Below are 17,838 nucleotides of genomic sequence, written 5' to 3' on the forward strand. Positions count from 1 at the left end.
GGCGGTCAGGATCGGAAGGTGAGCTGAGCTACGCATCGCCACGTGCCTCCCTGTTCAGGTGGGACGTCCGCTTGCCGCGTCGGGCCACCGTAACACCCGAAAGGTCCGAATCGTCCCCTCCGAACGGCTAGGTGCGTGCCCAGGGGCGTACCTAGAGTAGATCGCATGTCCGAACCTGGGAATCGCCGATCGTTGGTGCTGTGCACGACCGCCGCGCTGGCGGTCCTGCTGGCCGGATGCTCGTCCGGTTCCGGCGACCCGGAAGCCGGGTGCGCGCCGCCGAAACCGGCTCCGGCCGCCGAGACCGCGCTCATCCCGGCCGGGTTGTCCTTCGAGCGGATCGGGACCGTCACCCATGTCGAGAACAGCGGGGCCAACGTGACCATGACGGCGGTCTCGACCAAACCCCTCGACGAGCTCACGGTCCTGATCCAGGACGCCGTGACCGCCGCCGGCTACCGCCCGGCCGGCATGGACAACGAGGGCTTCGAGGCGGAGGTCTTCTTCACCTCCGGATCGGTCGCCGCCGGCCAGGCCGTCGTGCGCAAGGGCGAGTGCGAGGGTCAGTGGACCATCGACCTGGTCCTGATCGATCCCAAGACCGTGCCCTCGTCCACCGCCGCGAGGTGACGCTCAGGTCAGCTCGAGGTAGTCGAGTTCGGCGAACCCGGTGCCACCGGCGAAGAACGGTGAACCCTTGGCCAGGCGGATGGTGTTCGGGCCGGCGCGGAGGTTGAGGGTGGTGGTGACGGTGCCGAACTGGGCCCAGCCGGCGGTGGGCGGGTAGCTCAGCGTGGACCAGCCGCCGCCGTTGAACGCCAGTCCCTGGGTGGCGGTGGCGCCGGTGCCGTTGGCGTAGCGGACGGCCATCGTGTAGGTCCGCGCGGTCGGCACGGTGACGACGAAGTCGACATAGCTGTCGGTGCGGAAGTCGCCGGAGTTGTTGATGCCGCCGACATATCCGCCGTTGGAGGCGCCGCCCGCGGTGCGCCGCTGGGCCCGGAACACCGAGGCGTTCTCGGCCTCGTAGCGCTGCTGGAACGCCGGCACGCCACCGGCCGGCTGCACGACGAGGTGATACCCGAAGCGCGCGTTCATGTTCGGCACGGTGACGGTGAGCGCGCCGCCGCTGACGGTCTGGACGGTGTCGGAGAGCACCGCGGGCGCGCCCACCGCGGTGAACCGGTCGGTGTCCGGAGTGGACTCCAGGCGCACCCGGACCGTGCCGCCCAGCGCGCCCAGACCGGTGAGCCGGACAAAGTTGGTGCCGGACTCGTTGCCCAGCACCACGTTCACGATCCGCCGGGTGGGGTCGTAGGCGGCGAGCCCGTCCAGTCCGGTCTGGGTCGGCGCGGTGCTGGCGACCATGCTGCCGGCCATGTCGCCGTACCACCGGTAGAGCCACCAGTGCGCGGTCGGCTGGTTGTTGTTCAACACGAGCCCGTTGACCGTGCCGTACTCGTTCCAGAACGCGCGGTTGGCCATCTCCACCCCGGCCCGTTCCAGCTTGGCGATGTAGGAGACCTCGATGCCGGGCACGTACACCTCGTCGGTCCAGGCGTACTCGTTGATCGAGATCGGGCGCGGGCTGATCCCCAACTCCCGTTCCAGCGCCCGGTACGCGGCGATGTCGGCGGCGAGCCGGGGCGCGGTGTGGTTGAGCTCGTGCCAGCAGACGACGTCCGGCAGGGTGCCGGTGTTGCGCGCGTTGGTGAGGAACGAGCGCATCCAGTCGGCCCGCCAGCCGGTGATGCTCGGGCCGAGGATCGGGGTGACGGTGTCCCGGGAGCGCACCCGCTGGAAGGTGCGCACCCAGCCGGCGTTGAAGTCCCCGGCGGCGGCGGTGTCCCAGGTCAGGTCCGGCTCGTTCCACAGTTCCCACGCCTCGACGTTGGTCACCGTCGTGGCCGCCAGCCGGGCGGTGACCTGTGCGTCCACTTTGGACAACCAGTCGGCCCAGCTGACCCAGCGGTAGGGGAAGTCCGGGTAGATGTCCGGCATCCGGATCACCATGCCGGCGCCCACCCGGGTCGCCTGCTGGGCGACCCGCAGCGCGTCGCCGCCCGGCGGCTGGCCGTTGGGCCGCTGCTGGGCGCCGGGCGCCGGCTGGACCACGTTGCGCAGGTGCAGCGGGTAGAGCGTGGCGTCGGCCGGCCGGTCGTTCTCGGCCAGCGCGTACAGCCCGCCGGCGGCCGCGTGGGTGACCGGCCGGACCGGCGCGGCCACGTTCACCGTGAGCGTGCTGCCGGCCGCCTGCGCGGCAGGCGGGCCGGCCAGCGTGACGGCGGTCAGCAGGGTGGCCGCGAGGGCGGCACGCGCGGTTCGGCCGGACATCGACGCTCCTAGTTCTGGTTCCAGCGCTGGTTGGCGCCGCCGGTGCAGGTCCACAGGATCAGCCGGGTTCCGTTGCCGGTGCCGGCATTGCTGGCATCCAGGCACAGTCCACTCTGGACACCGATGATGGTGCCGTTGGCATTGCGGGTCCAGCGCTGGTTGGCCTGCCCGTTGCAGTCCCAGACGATCACGGCGGTGCCCGGCGTGCTGCCGTTGTTGTTGGCGTCGAGGCACTTGTTGCCGTACACGACCAGTTCGTCCCGCGAGGTCGCCGCCCAGGTCTGGTTGTCGCCGCCGGTGCAGTCCCAGAGCTGGGCCGGCGTGCCGTTGCCGATGGCGTTGTCGTTCACGTCGACGCATCGCGCGGACGCGGCGCCGACCAGTTGCACGCCGCCGCGCCCGGGCAGCCGCTGCACGTCCATGGCCGACGGCGCCCAGCCGGACATGGTGAAGGTCAGCGTGTTCGCGCCGCGCGCCAGCGACACCAGCACCGAGACGGTGCCGGGCGCCGTGCCGGTCGGCGGAAAGGCCACGGTGGTCGGGGTCTGGCCGCCCACCCGCAGCGTGGCGGTGCGGGTCGTGGTGCTGGCGTTGGTGTACTCCACGGTGGCCAGCGCGATCCCGGTCGCCGCCGCGGTCACGCCGGTGAACCGGGCCGTGCCACCGGACACCGCCGGGACGTACCCGGCGGCCGGGGCCTCCGTGCCGGCGACGGTGAGCAGCACGGCCTCCCCCGCCGGCACCGGCGTGCTGTAGCCGGTGGCGAAGCTGCCGGCGTTGCTGCCCGCCCACACGTTGCGCACCGACGCGGCGGCGGCGCTCAGGCCGAGGTCGGCCCAGCGCACGGTCATCGTGGCCGTGGTCGAGGTGCGGTTGTGCAGCACCACCGCGCGTCGCCCGGTCCCGGACAGCACCCGGCCGTAGACGGGCCGGCCGGCGCTGTCCTCGGCCACCTCGACGCCCTGCAACCCGCGCGGGTCCTGCGCGATGCCGGTCACCTCGCGGTTGGTCAGGATCGCGGCGGTCTGCGCGCTCATGGTGGCCAGGTTGTTGCCGGCGATCAGCGGCGCCCCGGAGATCGCCCACAGGCTCAGGTGGGTGCGGTTCTGCGCCGCGGTGAAGCCGGGCAGGCCGGCGACCATCATGTCCGGATCGTTGGCGTAGCCGGTGTGCTGCGCCGTGGGATGCAGGCCGGCGTCGAAGTTGGCCAGCACCCGGGCCATGGCGGGCGACTCACCGAAGAAGATGATGTCGCCGCTGGTCCGCCACATCGGTCCCAGGCCGGGCGCCCAGTTCCACGGGTTCTGCCGGCCCCAGTTGCAGATGGACAGCAGCAACGGCCGCCCGGTGGCCGCCGACGCGGCCCGCGCCGCGTCGCTGATCGCCCGGTAGGTCGTGGCCGCGTCCAGTCCCTCGGCGTCCCCGCCGCACCAGTCGACCTTGACCAGGTCGAAGCCCCAGCGGGAGAACTGCAGCATGTCCTGCGCGTAGTGGCCCTCGCTGCCGGATCCGGGCGCGGCCGGCCGGCCGGTCGGGAAGTAGAAGCCGCAGCCGTCCCGGCCGGCGTCGGTGTAGATCCCCGCCTTGAGCCCGCGGCTGTGGATGTAGTCGGCGATGGCGGCCATCCCGCCCGGCCATTCCGCGGTGTCCACCACGATGTTGCCCGCGCCGTCCCGGGTTCCCTGCCACCAGCCCTCGTCGATGTTGACGTACTGGTAGCCGGCCGCCGGCAGCCCGGCCGCGACGAAGGCGTCCACCTGCTGCCGGATCACCCCGGCGTTGATCCGCGCGGCGAAGCTGTTCCACGACGACCAGCCCATCGGCGCGCGCGGCACCGCGATCTGGTTCGGCGTCACCGCGGCCGCCGCCGGGCCCGGCGCACCGGCCACAGTGGACACCGTGGACACCGTGAGGACGAGTGCCAACGCGAACCGGGTCAGCATGACGCAACCCCCTTGTTCGATATGTCGAACAGTGTTCGGAGATCCGTCCCTGACGGTAGAAGGACCGCCACGTTCCGTCAACCAGCTCAGCCGACCGCGAAGACCGCGCCTGCGGTGGCGACCGGCCGGTCGGCGGCCTCGACCCGGCCACTGGCGAAAGCGAGCCGGCGCCCGGCCCTGGTCACCGTCGCGGTGGCGGTCAGCCAGTCGCCGTCGCGCGCCGCGGCGACGAAGTCGACGTTGAGGTTGACCGTGACCAGGCCGGCGTCCGCCCCGGCCGCCGCGGCGCAGTTGCGGCCACAGACGACGTCGAGCAGCGCCGTCAGCACGGCGGCGTGCACGAAGCCGCGGGCGTTGCAGTGTTCGGTCCGGGCGCGCAACCCGAGCACGATGCCCCGCTCGTCGGTCCTGGTGTGGACCGGGCCGATCAGGTCGAAGAACGGCCCGGTCCGTTCCGAGGGCGTGAACCCGGCGGGAACCTCACTCATCGCGCCAGGATAGAGATCACCTCAGGCGGCGGACAGTTCGTAGGCCACGGACACCGGCCGCGCCGAGGAGTTGTGGACGCACAACTCGAGCAGGGTCAGGTCCGGCCCGGGCACGAACCCGGTGTCCACCGTGCCCCCGCCGGTGCTGAACACCGTGCCGGCGAAGGCGTAGTCCAGGTCGGATCCGTTGATGTACCAGGTGACGGCGGCGCTCGCGGCGCCGGTCAACCGCACCGGCCCCGTCCCGAAGTCCCCGCAGGCGCGGCCACCCGGCCCCAGGTTCGCCAGATGCGGGCCGATGTCGCCGACCGCCGTGGCGCCCAGGCCCGAGATGAACGACCGGGCCCAGGTGTTGGCGGTGTGGGCGGTGATGGTCACGCACCCCCGGTAATGCGTGCCGGGAGCCAGGTAGACGTACTTGTTGAAGTCGATGCCGGCGACGGTCTGGCTCCACACGACGGTTTCCGCACCGCCGGCGGTGGCGGCCGCGCGGATGGTCGCCGTCGCCGACCCGCCCGCCACGTGCCCGGCGAACCGGGCGCCGATGTCCGAGCGGGTCTGGTCGGTGCAGAACACGTCCCCGGTGCGCAGCGAGGTGCCGTTGTCCCAAGCCTGCGCCGGGGACCCGATGAGCAGCAGTCCGGCCGCGGCGACCGCCACGGCGGCAACACTGAGATACCTCATGCCGTAGGACTACGCCGGACCCCTAGGTATGGTTCACAACCCTCGATCCGCGGGTACGGTCGTGGTGATGCGTGGAGGTGATCCATGAGGAAGCTCACCACGACCGTGCTCGCCGGCGCCGCCGCCATCGCGGTCACCGGCCTGGCCGGCGGCTCCGCCCAGGCCGGTACCACCGGCGCCGCCCGGCTGGTCTCGCCCGGCGCGCTGGTGTGGCACAGCACCGGCAAGGACTTCCAGGACGACCGCACCACCGGGTGCCGCTCACACCGCGAGGACGCGAAGGAGTCGCCGCAGCCCATCGCGCCGTAGGCGCTAGAGGATGCCGCGCGCCTGGAAGGCGGCTCGTACGGTCGCCGCGTCGGCCGCGTTGAACAGTGCCCGGGCGGTGTCCACCGTCACCTGCGCCGCCGCCGCCATCGTGATCGTCGGGGTGTAGGAGAACTGCGACTCCAGCACGATGGTGACCGACCTGTCCCGGCCCAGCGCCCGGAAGATGTCGTTCAGCGCCCGCGACCAGATCTGCCCGTCGAAGTGCACCTGCCCGATCCGGTCGGCGTAGGTGAGGTCGGTGTCGGTGCGGCGCAGGCAGTGCGGCTCCTCGGCGGTGTAGGAAACCGAGTCCCAGTCCGCGATGCAGGCCAGCGGCGTGACCGCGGTGTCGCGCTGCAGCGGCGCGGACATGACCATCGCCCACCAGTCGCCGAAGCCCTCGCCGATGGAGCCCGCCTCGATCGCGTCGCCGAAGTTCGGCACCTGCGCGTCCTGGATCGCGTGGCCGTACTCGTGCCAGATCACCTCGGCGTCCTCGGCGTCGTCCACTCCCCCGGTGCCGAACGTGATCCGGTCGACGCTGGAGTCGTAGAAGGAGTTGTCGTCGGTGAACCCGGTCGTCCGGAACTCCTGCGGCTCGTTGTTGACGTCGGTGAAACCGAGCCGCTGGATGTAGCGCTGCGCCTCGGTCATGCTCCAGTAGGACATCACCTGCTCGAAGAAGTCGCTTTCCCGTTGGTAGACGAAGGTGTTGCTGGCCGAGCGGGCCTGGCGTCCGCGCGGGTCGACGATCCTGGCGAAGTCGCCGCTGAGCACCCCACTTCCGTCCAAATTGGACAGTGTCACGGTGTGGTAGGCCACGTCCGGAACGGCCCGGTTCTGGTCCCGCTGGTCGGTCAGCTTCTGCGCCTGCAGGTCGGCGACCGGGTTCGGGGCGAACACCTGGCCGGTCCCGTCCACGTGCCGGACCAGGTTCTCCACCTTCAGCACGGTTCCGGACGACGCGTCCACGATCGTGCGCCTGCTGCCCGCGTCGGTGTCCGACACCACCGCGTAGACCAGCTTGGCCGCGCTGCCGGGCAGCACCGCCACCTCGGTGGACAGCGGCTGGCCGGGTGCGGCGGCCACAGCCGCGTCGGCCCCGACCCGGGGCGTCGCCGTGGCGCCCAGCCCATCCACGGCGAGTCGGCCGTCGTCGACCCGCACCTGGCCGGTCGCGCGGTCGACGTGCCTGGCGTAGAAGCCGCCGAGCACCGGATGCCCGGCGAAGGTCTGGGCGTACCACTCGTGGGTCGCCAGCAACGAGGTGTGCGTGACGACAAGCCGCAGCCCGTCCGGCGCGGGAGCGGCCTGGGCAGGCGTCCCGGTCAGCGCGACCACGAGTGCGGCGGCGCCGGCGGCCGCCGGGACGAGACGACGCAGACGCATGGTCGACTCCTGGCGCTCGGGTCCGACCCGGCGCCGGACCGTGCGACCCGACGCTAGACAAACACCGCGTGGCCCGGCGAGGGCCGAACGGATGGCGTGTTCCCATTCGCGTGCCGGGGACGGGCGGGTGCGGGACACTCGGATGGAGCAACGGCGTGGGCAGGGAGACCGTGTGGCTGACGATGCCTCTGGGGAGGATGTCGCGACCCCGAACCCGCTGATCGAGCGGGCCAAGCGGCTGTTCGAGTTTCTCGGGCGGGCCCAGCAGCTCAAGAGCCTGCCGCCCCGGGCGGTGGAGAGCTACCAGCGGGACGGCGCGGTGCTGTGGCTGGCCGACCTGCCCCGGCATCCGGCGGTGAGCGCGGTGCACCGCACCGACGACCCCGAGCCGGACGAGCCGCTGCTCACCATCGACCGGGTGGCCCGGCCGGACCCGCCGGCACCCGCCGACGCGCTCGGCCCGTGGCTGTCCGGAGCGCTGGACGACCCGGACGTCCCGCCCGAGCTCCGCCCGACCATGGCCACCGAGGACGGCGGCGACACCCTGGAGGCGCCGGCCGACGTGCACGAGACCTACCGCCGCTGGCTGCCGCGGTGGCGGGCGTGGGCCGACCAGGAACGGCTCGACCGGCCCGTCCGCGCCGCCTACGGCGAGCTGTTCTCCGCCTACGTCACCGCGTCCGGCAACCCGGAGGACCTGGAACTGGTCGCCGGGGTGGGTTGCCTGGCCTGGACGCCGCCCGGACACCCGGCCGTGCGGCGGCATCTGCTGACCGCGCCGGCCACGATCCAGTTCGACGACGACACCGGCCGGCTGACCGTGCACCGGGTGGAGTCCACCGACGCGGTCGATGTCGAGCTGGACATGCTCGACCCCGGCGTGGTGGCCAACCCCAAGCATCTCAACGAGATCCGCGCCCAGGCCCGGACGTTCGAGTTCCACCCGCTGCACCGCACCGAGATCGGCGCGCTGGTCCGCCGGCTGGTGCACACCCTGGACGCCGACGGCGAGTACCGGGACACCGACGAGCCGCCAGGCCCCGCCTCGCACGCCGTGGCGGCCTTCGCCCCGGCCGTGATCCTGCGCCGGCGCTCGCAGCGGGGCCTGGTCGAGATCTTCCAGACCATCCTCGACCAGCTCACCGAGACCGGCGAGGTGCCGGACGGGTTGCTGCCGCTGATCGATCCCCGGCACACCCCCCGGGTGGACCGGGACACCGCCGAGGGCGCCCTGGTCATGGTGGACGGCGACCCGTTCCTGCCGCTGCCGGTCAACGACGTGCAGTTGCAGATCCTGCGGCAGGTGGACACCAAGGCGCAGACGCTGGTGCAGGGCCCGCCCGGCACCGGCAAGACACACACCGCCGCGGCGCTGATCTCCCACCTGCTCGCCCAGGGCAAGCGGGTGCTGGTGACCGCGCACACCGACCGGGCGCTGCGCGAGGTGCGGGACAAGCTGCCCACCGAGATCAAGCCGCTGTCCGTGGCCGTGGTCGGCAGCTCCCGCGAGGACATGTCCGACCTGAAGGTGGCGGTCGGCCGGATCGCGGCCGCCGCGACCGAGCACGACCCGGTGCGGGCCGACGCGACCATCGCCGGCTGCCTGGACACGATCGACCGGCTGCGCCTGGAACGCCTCGGCCTGTACCAGAACCTGGTGCAGGCCCGGGAACAGGAGGTGGTCGAGCGCGAGCACGCCGGCTACCGGGGTTCGCTGGCCGCCATCGCCTGGCAGCTGCGCGCCGACGCGGTCCGGTACGCGTGGCTGGCCGAGCACCTCGCGGTCCCGCCGGAGCAGGAGCCGCCCCTGTCCGACGCCGAGGTCGCCGAATGGCACGGCTACCTCACCGACGGCGACCTGCGCGCCGACGAGCCGGAGTCCCGGCTGCGGTTGCCCGATCCGAACGACCTGCCGGACCCGGCGGCGTTCGCCGACCTCGCGACCGCGGAGCGCGCCGCCACCGGCGCCGACGCCGAACACGCCGCGGTGCGGGCACATCCCGCGTTCGACGCCATCCGCCGGCTCGACCCGGCGGTCCGGGACGAGGTCCGGCTGCGCCTGCACCGGCTCAGCGCCGAGGCCGACGACCTGGCCCACCGGCGGGAAAGCTGGATGGACCAGGCGCTCACCGACGTACGCACCGGCCGGGCCGGCATCTGGCAGGGCCGGGGGCGGCAACTCGGCGAGCTGATCGCGCGGTGCTCGGCCCTGGTGACCCAACTCGGTCCGCTGGTCCGGATCGAGGTGGACGGCCCGGTGGAGCCGCTGACCGGCCCGGCCAACGCGCTCTACGCGCACCTGCGGGGCGGCGGCACGCTGCGCACCGGACCGGACGGGATGCCCAAACTCGGTGCGCTGGCCCCGAAACCGGTCAAGCAGGCGGCGCCGGTGTTCGACCGGGTCCGGGTGGACGGGCTGCCGCCCAGCACCGCCGCCGCCGTCGGCGCGTTCCTCACCTGGGCCGAGGCCGGCAAGACCCTGGCCGCGCTGGACCGCGCCTGGCCGGACGGCGCGGTCACGCCGGCGACCGGCTCGCCGCACGAGCGGTTGCAGTGGCACGTCACCGAACTGGCGCAGCTGCACCGGGTGCTGCGGCTGGCCGACGCGCTGGACGGCGAGGAGCGCGGGCTGGCCGGCCTTGGCCTGCCCCGCCCGGACTGGACGGACCTGGACGCGGTGCGCGGTTACGCCGACCTGGTCAACGCCGCGGCCGTGGCGGACGCGGCCGGCGCGGCCGCGGAACCGTTGCGGCGTCTGGAGGACACGCTCGCCGACACGGCCAGGTGGGCGGACGCCGCCTCGTGCGTCCGGGCCTTGCTCGCCGCCGCGCGCGCCCGGGACCACGATTCCTACGCGGCGGCGTACCAGCGCCTGGCCCGGCTGACCGAGGTGCGGCGGCTGGCGCTGCGCCGCGACGAACTGGCCGCCCGGCTGTCCGGCGCCGCCGGGCTGCGTGCCGCGATCGAGGCCGATCCCCTTGACCCGCAGTGGGTTTCCCGGCTGGCGGGGTTCACCGCGGCCTGGCGGTGGGCGGGCACCTGCGCCTGGGTGCTGGCGCAGACCGTCACCGACGTCAACGCGCTGCAGGCGCGGATCGCGCTCACCGAGGAGCGGATCCGGCGTCAGGTCGAGACGTTGGCCGCCACCCGGGCCTGGGGGCATGCCGTGTCGCCGGACCGGCTCACCGGCGAGGCCCGGGCCAACCTGGAGCACTACGCCTATCTGGTGCGGCGGCTCGGCAAGGGCACCGGCCGCTACGCCGGGCAGCGCCGGGCCGAGGTGCGCGCCGCGATGGACGCCTGCCGCTCGGCCGTGCCGGTGTGGATCATGCCGATCTACCGGATCGCCGAGCAGTTGCAGATCCGGCAGAACATGTTCGACGTGGTGATCGTGGACGAGGCGTCGCAGGCCGGCCTGGAGGCGACGTTCCTGCAGTACCTGGCGCCGAAGATGGTGGTGATCGGCGACGACAAGCAGGTCTCCCCCACCGCCGTCGGCGTCGACCAGCAGCGGCTGCGCGACCTGGCCGGGCAGTACCTGGCCGACGACCCGTACCGGTCCGCCTGGCAGGACCCGCAGCGCAGCCTGTTCGACGAGGCCAAGATGCGCTACCGGGGACTGCTCACGCTCACCGAGCACCGCCGGTGCGTTCCCGAGATCATCGGCTTCTCCAACCGGGTCGCCTACGAGCCGGACGGCATCCGGCTGCTGCCGGTGCGGCAGTACGGGTCCGACCGGCTCGAACCGGTGATGGCGGTGCACCTGCCGGACGGTTACGTCGAAGGCACCGCGAACAAGGTCAACCCGGTCGAGGTCGAGGCGATCGTCGAACAGTTGGAGAAGTGCCTGGCCGACCCGCGCTACGACGGGCTGAGCTTCGGCGTGATCTCGCTGCTCGGCTCGGCGCAGGCCAAGGCGATCGAGAAGCGGCTGCTGGAGCGGATCGCGCCGGAGGACTGGGCGGCGCGCCGGCTGCAGTGCGGCGACTCGGCGGCGTTCCAGGGCGCGGAGCGGGACGTGATGTTCCTGTCGATGGTGGTCGCGCCCCGAGCGGGCCAGCGGCTGGCCGTGCTCGGCCGCGACCTGTTCGTCCAGCGGTACAACGTCGCGGCATCCCGGGCCCGGGACCAGATGTGGTTGTTCCACTCGGTGTCCCGGACCGACCTGGACCACGCCGAGGACATGCGGTTCCAACTGGTCGACTACTGCTACGACATGATCGCCCGGCGGCGCCGGGGCGACGGCCGCGGCCTGCCCGGCCCGGTCCCCGAGGACCGCCTGGTCGACCCGTTCGGTTCACTCTTCCAGCAGCGCCTGGCGAACCGCCTGGTCGAGGGCGGCTACACGGTCGTGCCGCGCTTCCCCGGTGAACCGCACCCCCTCGACCTGGTCGTCGTGGGCGCGAAGTCCCGCCTGGCCATCGAATGCGACGGCGACACCTGGCTGGGCCGCGAGTCCTACGAACGCCGCCTGGCCCAGCGCCGCGACCTCGAACGCTGCGGCTGGCAGTTCTTCCTGATCCGCGAGTCCGCCTTCTACATCAACACCGCCGCCGTCTACGACGACCTGCTCACCACCCTGCGCGACCTCGACATCCAGCCGCGCCAGCTGGAGCCACCGCACCCGTAGGGTTCACAGGCCGTAGCGGCTCTTGAGGTGGCGCCACCAGTCCCGGAGCATCCAGGCGTCGAAGGTGGTGATCTGTGTGGCGCTGCCGGCTTTCATGACGAAGCAGCACACCCCGGTCGGCGTCCAGTCGTAGAAGTCGTCCAGGCCGAAGGTGTGGCCGACCTCGTGCAGGTAGATGTGGATGTTCTCGGAGTTGAGCGCACCGACGAAGTACTCGCTGCCGACCCGCTGACCCCAGTCGCCGCCGGCGCCGCCGCGGAACCCGGCCGTGAGCCACAGCGACATGTCGTAGTGCCGCGCCGCGCCGCCCGGGCAGCGCGAGTAGTTGCCGTCCTGATGGAAGAACCGGCCACAGTCGGCCCGGCACTGGGGCGCGTTCTCCCGGATGTCGTTGACATAGATGTCGACCGAGTTGTCCGTCCACTGCAGAGTGCTGCGGTCGCGCACCGCCCAGCCGACCACCCGGACCGGCACGGTGGGATACGGCCAACGCTCCCAGCCCTGACCGTTCTCCACCAGCACGCTCATCCACTTGGCGAACTGGCGCGACAGCGCGGCGTGGATCCGGTCCCGCAGCGCCGCGGACACCGGAGCGCTGGAGTCCCACCGGACGCAGTAGTTGACGAACCCGCGGTTGGCCATGATCTGGTCCCACCCGTAGTTGCGGAACCCGAAGAGGTTCGGATAGGTGGTCTCCACGTGCCGCCACACCTCGTCCAGCGGTTGCACCAGGTTCGCCGGCGGGTTCCAGGCCTGGATGGACGCGTCGGCCCGCGCCGTGCCCGGCGCGGACACCACGGACAGCGCGGCGGCGACCCCGGCCAGCAGCACACCCAGTTTCGACAACATCCCCTTCTCCCTTCCTGTGCGAGATCCCCCGGAACACTCAGGGCAGCACGGTGACCGTCGCGGTGGCGCGCAACGGGGTGCCGTCGACGATGCCGACCCGGGTGAAGGTGCCCGGCGCCGCCACCTGGTCCGGGGTGACCGGCTCCCAGACCACCGGGGCGGGCGCGGTGGTCCCGTCGGCGTAGACCTTGGTCACCGTGCCGGGCAGCGCCGGTATCTGCCCGACCGGCGTGGTCACCGTGACCGGTTGGACGGCCGTGGCGGGCTCGGCGTGCAGCTTCCACTCCAGCACCCCGACCGAGGCGGCACCGCTCTGCAGCACGGCCCGCATCCGGGTCGTGGTCACGCTGCCGAACGTGGTCCGGTTGTACTGGTTGGTCGCGGTGCCGTAGCCGCTGGGATCGGCCAGGTCGACGAACGCGCTGCCGTCCCAGTACTGGATCCGCCAGGACGCCGGCGCCCGCACTCCCCCGTTGTCGTCGAAGAAGTACAGGTCCGAGGCGTTGACCCGGACCGGCGCCGCCCAGTCCAACTGGACCCACTGTTCGCCCTCGTTGGGCCAGGTGCCCCAGCGCCGGTTGACGCCGTCGTTGGACGACGGCGGGTCGATCCCGTCGTTGATCGCCCCAACGCTCTCCCAGGGCGAGGTGTAGGACGCCGACGGCGTGCCGTCCAGCGACACGTTGGTCACCTCCGGGATCGCCGTCGCCACAACCGAAGCCGTCGAAGAACTGGTCGCGGCGCCGTCGGTGGCGGTGAGCCGCAACGTGTAGCGGCCCGGCTCGGTGAACGTGACGACGGTGGCCGCCGCACCCGGATCGGTGAAGATCGCGGTGCCCGGACCGTCCACCTGCGACCAGCGCGCGGTCAGGGTGGCGCGGGGCAGGGCGTCGTCCTTGACCACCCCGACCAGCCGGGCTTTCGCCGGTCGCCGGAAGCCGAGGTCCTGCTTGGCGAGCACGTAGGGCGCCGCGTTGGCGGGCCGGGGCACCCGGTCGCCGGTGCGCAGCGCCTGGATCTCCTTGAGCCCGGTGCGCTGCCCGGCCTGATGGGTGAGCACCACGCGGATCCGGTCGGTGCGGACGTCGTCGAACCGCACCTCGTTGTAGTTGGCCCTCGGGATGGCCGGCGCGCGGTTGGCCCGGGGCACGTCCACCCACCGCCCCCGGTCGCGGTACTGGACCCGGTACATCGCCGGCTCGGCCAGCCCGCCGGGCACGCGGTCCCGGTAGAAGTACAGCCGGACGGTGTCCAGCCGGCGGTTGCGCCCGAGGTCGACCTCGAAGGTGTCCTCGGCGTTGGGCGAACCCCGGCTGCTCCAGTACGGCTCGTTGATCGTCGCGCCGTCCACGGCGCCGCGCGGCTCGAACCCGGGCTCGGTGAACGAGGCCGACACGTTCGCGCCGAGGGCGAGATCGGCCGCGTCGCCGTCCCGGGTGAGGTCCGCACCGGCCTTGGCGAACAGGTCGACCAGCCGGTCTCCGGTCAACCGCACCTCAACCGGCGCCACCATGTCACGGAACTTGCGGGTGTGCCCGACCCGGCCGGGCTCGTCCGGGAAGTCCAGCCGGCCCCGGTCCGGATCCCACACCAGCTGGGTGAGCCGGTCCACGGTGAACGCCCGCCGGCCGTCGACGTAGGCCGAGTAGCCCTCCGGAATGCCGGGGTAGCGGGCGATCCCGTCGGCCGGGTCGTCCCACACGATGGTCAGGTCGCTGTTGCGGTAGCGCAGGTTGTTGACCGTGAAGTGGTCCCAGCCGATGCCGATCGGCGAGAGCTCCAGCCGGTTGTCGTCCCGCGGCCGCAGCCCGGCCACGTCCTCGATCACCGTCCAGTTGCTGCTGCCCAGGATGGTGTGGTGGATGCCGGACCGGCCGTCGATGGTCTGGGCGGCCGGGTTCCAGTTGAACCAGAACTCGTTGGAGTCCGGAAACGCCGTGTCACCGCGGACGAACCCGGCCCAGGCGTTCCAGTACAGCAGCTTCTTGTAGTCCTCGGTGGTGATCGCGTCGGTGTCGTAGCCGCGCAGCACCGAGGAGAACAGCCGGAACTGCACCGTGGAGTTGATCTGGGAGAAGTTGTTGGAGCCGGGGAACCCGGCCTCGGCCGCCTGTGCCTTGTCCGCCTGGTTGGCCGTGTAGAACGGGAACACCGGGTACTGCGCCGGGTCGGCGAACAGCCGCAACGCGTTGGTGTACGGCTGCTGGTTGGGGATCGCGCCGACCGAGAACGGGTAGTAGTTGTTGATCTCCTTCCACGGGTCGTGCTCGTTGGTGGCGACGTGCCGGTGCTCGAACAGTTCGCGCTGCGGGTTCCACAGCACGGTCAGGATCGCGGTGCGGATCCGCTCGGCCAGCGCCCGCAGCTCCGCCGCTTTCGCGGTGTCGCCGATGGTCTCGTAGGCGCGGGCGGCGGCCAGCGCGCCGCTGTACTGGTAGGCGGACTCGGTGCGGTCGAGGTTGCCCGGCCGCCAGTCGAAGGAGACCGCGTCGGCGTCGTTGCCGGTCAGCGCGCCCCAGTCGTACTCGATCAGGCCGTTGTGGTCGTGGTCGTAGAAGTCGAGTTGGCCCTTGACGTCGCCCTCGGCGTAGCGGGCCAGGTTCGCCGCGATCCGCGGCTGCCCGCCGTGGATCTGGTAGCTGCGCCAGGCGGCCTCGGCGATGTACTGGGTGTAGCTGTTGCTCCAGTTCTCCGGGTCGCCCGGGTTGTCCATGAACCGCCCGCCGCGCGAGGACTCACCGGTGGACACCCACGGCCCGTAGGAGTACATCGGGTCCCGCAGGTACTTCAGGTCGTCGATGAACATCGGCACGGTGAGCGCGATCGCGTTGTTGTAGCCGAGCACGCCCTCGATCGAGGTGGGGAACTGGAAGTCGTTGCCCGGGATGTCGGCGTCGAGGTAGTTGAAGCGCATCAGCCACCAGCGGTAGTAGACGTACTTCTTGATGCCCGGTTCGGGAACGTCGATGTAGGGCACGTTGTCCGCCCACCACCGGTTGTAGGCCCGCACGTGCCGGGCGAACGCGTCGTCCGGGGACAGCGCGCGGTAGGCGTCGTAGCCGGCGCGCGCCTCCGGGATCTCCTCCGCCGGGAACCCGAGCTGCACCTTGACGGTGACCGTCTGTCCACTCTCGACGGTGACGGTGCCGGCAAGCTGGCCGTCGCGCGGGGACAGCCCCTGCCCGGACAGCCGGGGGAACACCGTGGTGAGCCGCTCGCCCCGGGAGTTGAGCACGTCGTGCACCCCGGTCAACTCGGCGCCGTCCGGGCTCGCCGCCAGCGGCGAGGTCACGGTCAGCGGCAGGGTCTGGGCGGCCGCCGAGGTGTTGGTGATCGACACGAGGGTGACGGCCACGTTCTCCTGCGTGATGAACTTGCGCACGTCCGCGCGGACACCCAGGCCGGCGTTGAGATAGCTGCCGCGCCAGTGGCTCGGGTTCTGTAACCGCTGCGCCGGCTGCTCGGCGAACCCGCCGGTTCCGATCGTGATCGTGTAGGCGCCCTGGTTGGTGAAGCTGTCGAAGAACTCGTTGTAGTAGGCGACCCGGCCGCCGAAGCCGATCACCGCGTTGCTGTGCTGTCGCATGTAGACGGTTCGGCCCCGGGTCATCAGCCAGTTCCCGGCCGGGTCCGGGCCGGATCGGGCCAGCAGCCGGTCCATCCAGAAGTCGGTGCCGGCGGCCTCCCGGTCGTAGATCGCCCGCATCATGTTGCCGGGCGTGTAGCCGACCGGCTCGGCCGGCAGCGCCGGACCGGTGAACACCGGGTACCCGATGGTCTGCTCCGCCCGGGCGGGCAGCGCGAGCGCGGTCAGCGCCCCGGCGGCGAGAACGTTGGTCAGCAGGGAGGCCATCAGCCTCCGGATGATCGGCATCTGCGTCACCTCAAGAGGCCGAAAACGTTTTCGGCAATTCGACCGTAGGCGCGCGGTTAGAGTGGTGTCAATAGCCGAAAGTAGCGCCGAAAGGACTCCCGGTGACCCGGCAACGGACCCAGGCGGTCACGCTCACCGACGTGGCCGCGCTGGCCGGCGTGTCGGTGGCCACCGCGTCCAAGGCACTCAACGGGCGCGACGAGGTGGCGGCGGCGACCCGGAGCCGGGTGCTGGAAGCGGCCGAGAAGCTGTCGTTCCAGCCGAACATCCTGGCCCGGGGCCTGATCTCCGGACGTACCCGCACGGTCGGCCTGCTCACCGACGAACTGGCCGGCCGGTTCGCCATCCCGATCCTGCTCGGCGTGGAGAACGCCCTGGGCAACGAGCAGATGTCGGTGCTGCTCTGCGACGCCCGCGGCGACGCGATCCGCCGCCGGCACTACATCCGCACCCTGCTGGCCCGCCAGGTCGACGGGTTCATCGTCCTGGGCGACAGCAACGACATCCGGCCCTCGCTCACCGCGGACATCCCGGTGCCGGTGGTCTACGTCTACTGCGAGTCCGACGATCCGGCCGACCTGTCCATCCTCGCCGACGACGCGGGCGGCGCCCGGCTCGCCGCCGAACACCTGGTTTCCCTCGGCCGCAAGTACATCGCGCACATCACCGGCCCGGCGAGCTACCGCGCGGCGCGGGACCGGGTCAGCGCGCTGGAGACCGTGCTGGCCGAGGCCGGCCTGCGCCTGACCGGTGCGCCCCGGTACGGCGAGTGGTCCCAGGCCTGGGGCCGGCGAGCCGCCCGGGCCGTGCTGGCCGCGCACCGCCGGGTCGACGCGATCTTCTGCGGCAACGACCAGATCGGCACCGGCGTCGCGCAGACCCTGACCGACCTCGGCCGCCGCATCCCCGAGGACATCGCGATCGTCGGCTACGACAACTGGGAGATCTTCGCCGCCGACTGCCGCCCGCCGCTGACCACCGTCGACCTCAACCTGCAGGAACTGGGCGCCACCGCCGTCGAGCACCTCTTCGCCGCCCTCGACGGCCGCCCCCGCTCCGGCGTCCTGCGCCAACCCTGCCGCCTGGTGGTGCGCAGTTCCACCGCCTGACACAGCCCGGTCAGGCGCTTGGCCGCAGTTCCACGCAGCACTCGCCGGGGCGCGGCGCGAGCACCGCGTCGACGGTGGTGGCGTGCAGCCCGGCCAGGAACCCGCCCAGGTAGGCGTGGTTGATGCCGCACACCAACTCGGGCGCCTTGGCGGCCAGCGGGTGGAACGGGCAGTTGCGCAGCCGGACGCAGGTGGGTGTCGGCCGGGTGGGTTCGAAGCCGAGCCGGCC

Annotated in this window: 11 protein-coding genes and 1 pseudogene; 4 read left to right on the plus strand and 8 right to left on the minus strand. The window is 72.0% G+C overall.

The window, feature by feature from the left end:
* Nucleotides 1-165: 165 nt before the first annotated feature.
* Nucleotides 166-630: a hypothetical protein gene (locus tag VFO68_RS15795; RefSeq protein ID WP_325159045.1), complete on the plus strand. Its 465-nt coding sequence runs from the start codon at nt 166-168 to the stop codon at nt 628-630.
* Nucleotides 631-633: 3 nt separating this feature from the next.
* On the opposite strand, the gene VFO68_RS15800 is transcribed toward VFO68_RS15795, so the two are convergent.
* The 4 genes from VFO68_RS15800 to VFO68_RS15815 form a co-directional block, all read right to left on the minus strand.
* Nucleotides 634-2,334 (minus strand): CBM35 domain-containing protein, encoded by a 1,701-nt coding sequence (locus tag VFO68_RS15800; protein ID WP_325159046.1) that lies wholly within the window; start codon nt 2,332-2,334, stop codon nt 634-636.
* An 8-nt stretch (nt 2,335-2,342) separates the two neighbouring features.
* Nucleotides 2,343-4,277, minus strand: coding sequence for a ricin-type beta-trefoil lectin domain protein (locus VFO68_RS15805; protein WP_325159047.1), 1,935 nt, complete (start codon nt 4,275-4,277; stop codon nt 2,343-2,345).
* An 86-nt stretch (nt 4,278-4,363) separates the two neighbouring features.
* On the minus strand, nt 4,364-4,765 hold the full coding sequence (locus tag VFO68_RS15810) for a PaaI family thioesterase (protein ID WP_325159048.1): 402 nt from the start codon (nt 4,763-4,765) through the stop codon (nt 4,364-4,366).
* A gap of 21 nt (nt 4,766-4,786) precedes the next feature.
* Nucleotides 4,787-5,449 (minus strand): hypothetical protein, encoded by a 663-nt coding sequence (locus VFO68_RS15815; RefSeq protein WP_325159049.1) that lies wholly within the window; start codon nt 5,447-5,449, stop codon nt 4,787-4,789.
* 84 nt (nt 5,450-5,533) lie between these two features.
* Here VFO68_RS15815 and VFO68_RS15820 point away from each other — a divergent pair, with 84 nt between their 5' ends.
* On the plus strand, nt 5,534-5,758 hold the full coding sequence (locus VFO68_RS15820) for a hypothetical protein (RefSeq protein ID WP_325159050.1): 225 nt from the start codon (nt 5,534-5,536) through the stop codon (nt 5,756-5,758).
* Between the two features lie 3 nt (nt 5,759-5,761).
* Here the strand turns inward: VFO68_RS15820 and VFO68_RS15825 are convergent, their stop codons facing one another.
* Nucleotides 5,762-7,147 (minus strand): M36 family metallopeptidase, encoded by a 1,386-nt coding sequence (locus VFO68_RS15825; protein WP_325159051.1) that lies wholly within the window; start codon nt 7,145-7,147, stop codon nt 5,762-5,764.
* Between the two features lie 172 nt (nt 7,148-7,319).
* Between VFO68_RS15825 and VFO68_RS15830 the strand changes: the two genes are divergently transcribed.
* A complete protein-coding gene (locus VFO68_RS15830) occupies nt 7,320-11,777 on the plus strand; it encodes an AAA domain-containing protein (protein WP_325159052.1) in 4,458 nt (1,485 codons plus the stop codon).
* 3 nt (nt 11,778-11,780) lie between these two features.
* Here VFO68_RS15830 and VFO68_RS15835 read toward each other — a convergent pair whose 3' ends face one another.
* Complete coding sequence (locus tag VFO68_RS15835) at nt 11,781-12,626, minus strand: hypothetical protein (RefSeq protein WP_325159053.1); 846 nt, start codon at nt 12,624-12,626, stop codon at nt 11,781-11,783.
* A gap of 37 nt (nt 12,627-12,663) precedes the next feature.
* Nucleotides 12,664-16,500 carry a discoidin domain-containing protein gene (locus tag VFO68_RS15840; protein WP_325159054.1) on the minus strand — a complete coding sequence of 1,279 codons (3,837 nt, stop codon included), beginning with the start codon at nt 16,498-16,500 and terminating at the stop codon, nt 12,664-12,666.
* 101 nt (nt 16,501-16,601) lie between these two features.
* Here VFO68_RS15840 and VFO68_RS15845 point away from each other — a divergent pair, with 101 nt between their 5' ends.
* A complete protein-coding gene (locus VFO68_RS15845; RefSeq protein WP_325159055.1) occupies nt 16,602-17,609 on the plus strand; it encodes a LacI family DNA-binding transcriptional regulator in 1,008 nt (335 codons plus the stop codon).
* 10 nt (nt 17,610-17,619) lie between these two features.
* On the opposite strand, the pseudogene VFO68_RS15850 reads toward VFO68_RS15845, so the two are convergent.
* Nucleotides 17,620-17,838, minus strand: a pseudogene (locus VFO68_RS15850) (transcriptional regulator); the annotation flags it as partial.

Source organism: Actinophytocola sp., from assembly GCF_035712165.1.
Lineage (GTDB): Bacteria > Actinomycetota > Actinomycetes > Mycobacteriales > Pseudonocardiaceae > DASYTH01.

Excerpts from the sequence above, each read along its gene's own strand:
- VFO68_RS15795 (WP_325159045.1), top strand. The coding sequence starts at position 166 with ATGTCCGAACCTGGGAATCGCCGATCGTTGGTGCTGTGCACGACCGCC.
- VFO68_RS15800 (WP_325159046.1), bottom strand. The coding sequence starts at position 2,334 with ATGTCCGGCCGAACCGCGCGTGCCGCCCTCGCGGCCACCCTGCTGACC.
- VFO68_RS15805 (WP_325159047.1), bottom strand. The coding sequence starts at position 4,277 with ATGCTGACCCGGTTCGCGTTGGCACTCGTCCTCACGGTGTCCACGGTG.
- VFO68_RS15810 (WP_325159048.1), bottom strand. The coding sequence starts at position 4,765 with ATGAGTGAGGTTCCCGCCGGGTTCACGCCCTCGGAACGGACCGGGCCG.
- VFO68_RS15815 (WP_325159049.1), bottom strand. The coding sequence starts at position 5,449 with ATGAGGTATCTCAGTGTTGCCGCCGTGGCGGTCGCCGCGGCCGGACTG.
- VFO68_RS15820 (WP_325159050.1), top strand. The coding sequence starts at position 5,534 with ATGAGGAAGCTCACCACGACCGTGCTCGCCGGCGCCGCCGCCATCGCG.
- VFO68_RS15825 (WP_325159051.1), bottom strand. The coding sequence starts at position 7,147 with ATGCGTCTGCGTCGTCTCGTCCCGGCGGCCGCCGGCGCCGCCGCACTC.
- VFO68_RS15835 (WP_325159053.1), bottom strand. The coding sequence starts at position 12,626 with ATGTTGTCGAAACTGGGTGTGCTGCTGGCCGGGGTCGCCGCCGCGCTG.
- VFO68_RS15840 (WP_325159054.1), bottom strand. The coding sequence starts at position 16,500 with ATGCCGATCATCCGGAGGCTGATGGCCTCCCTGCTGACCAACGTTCTC.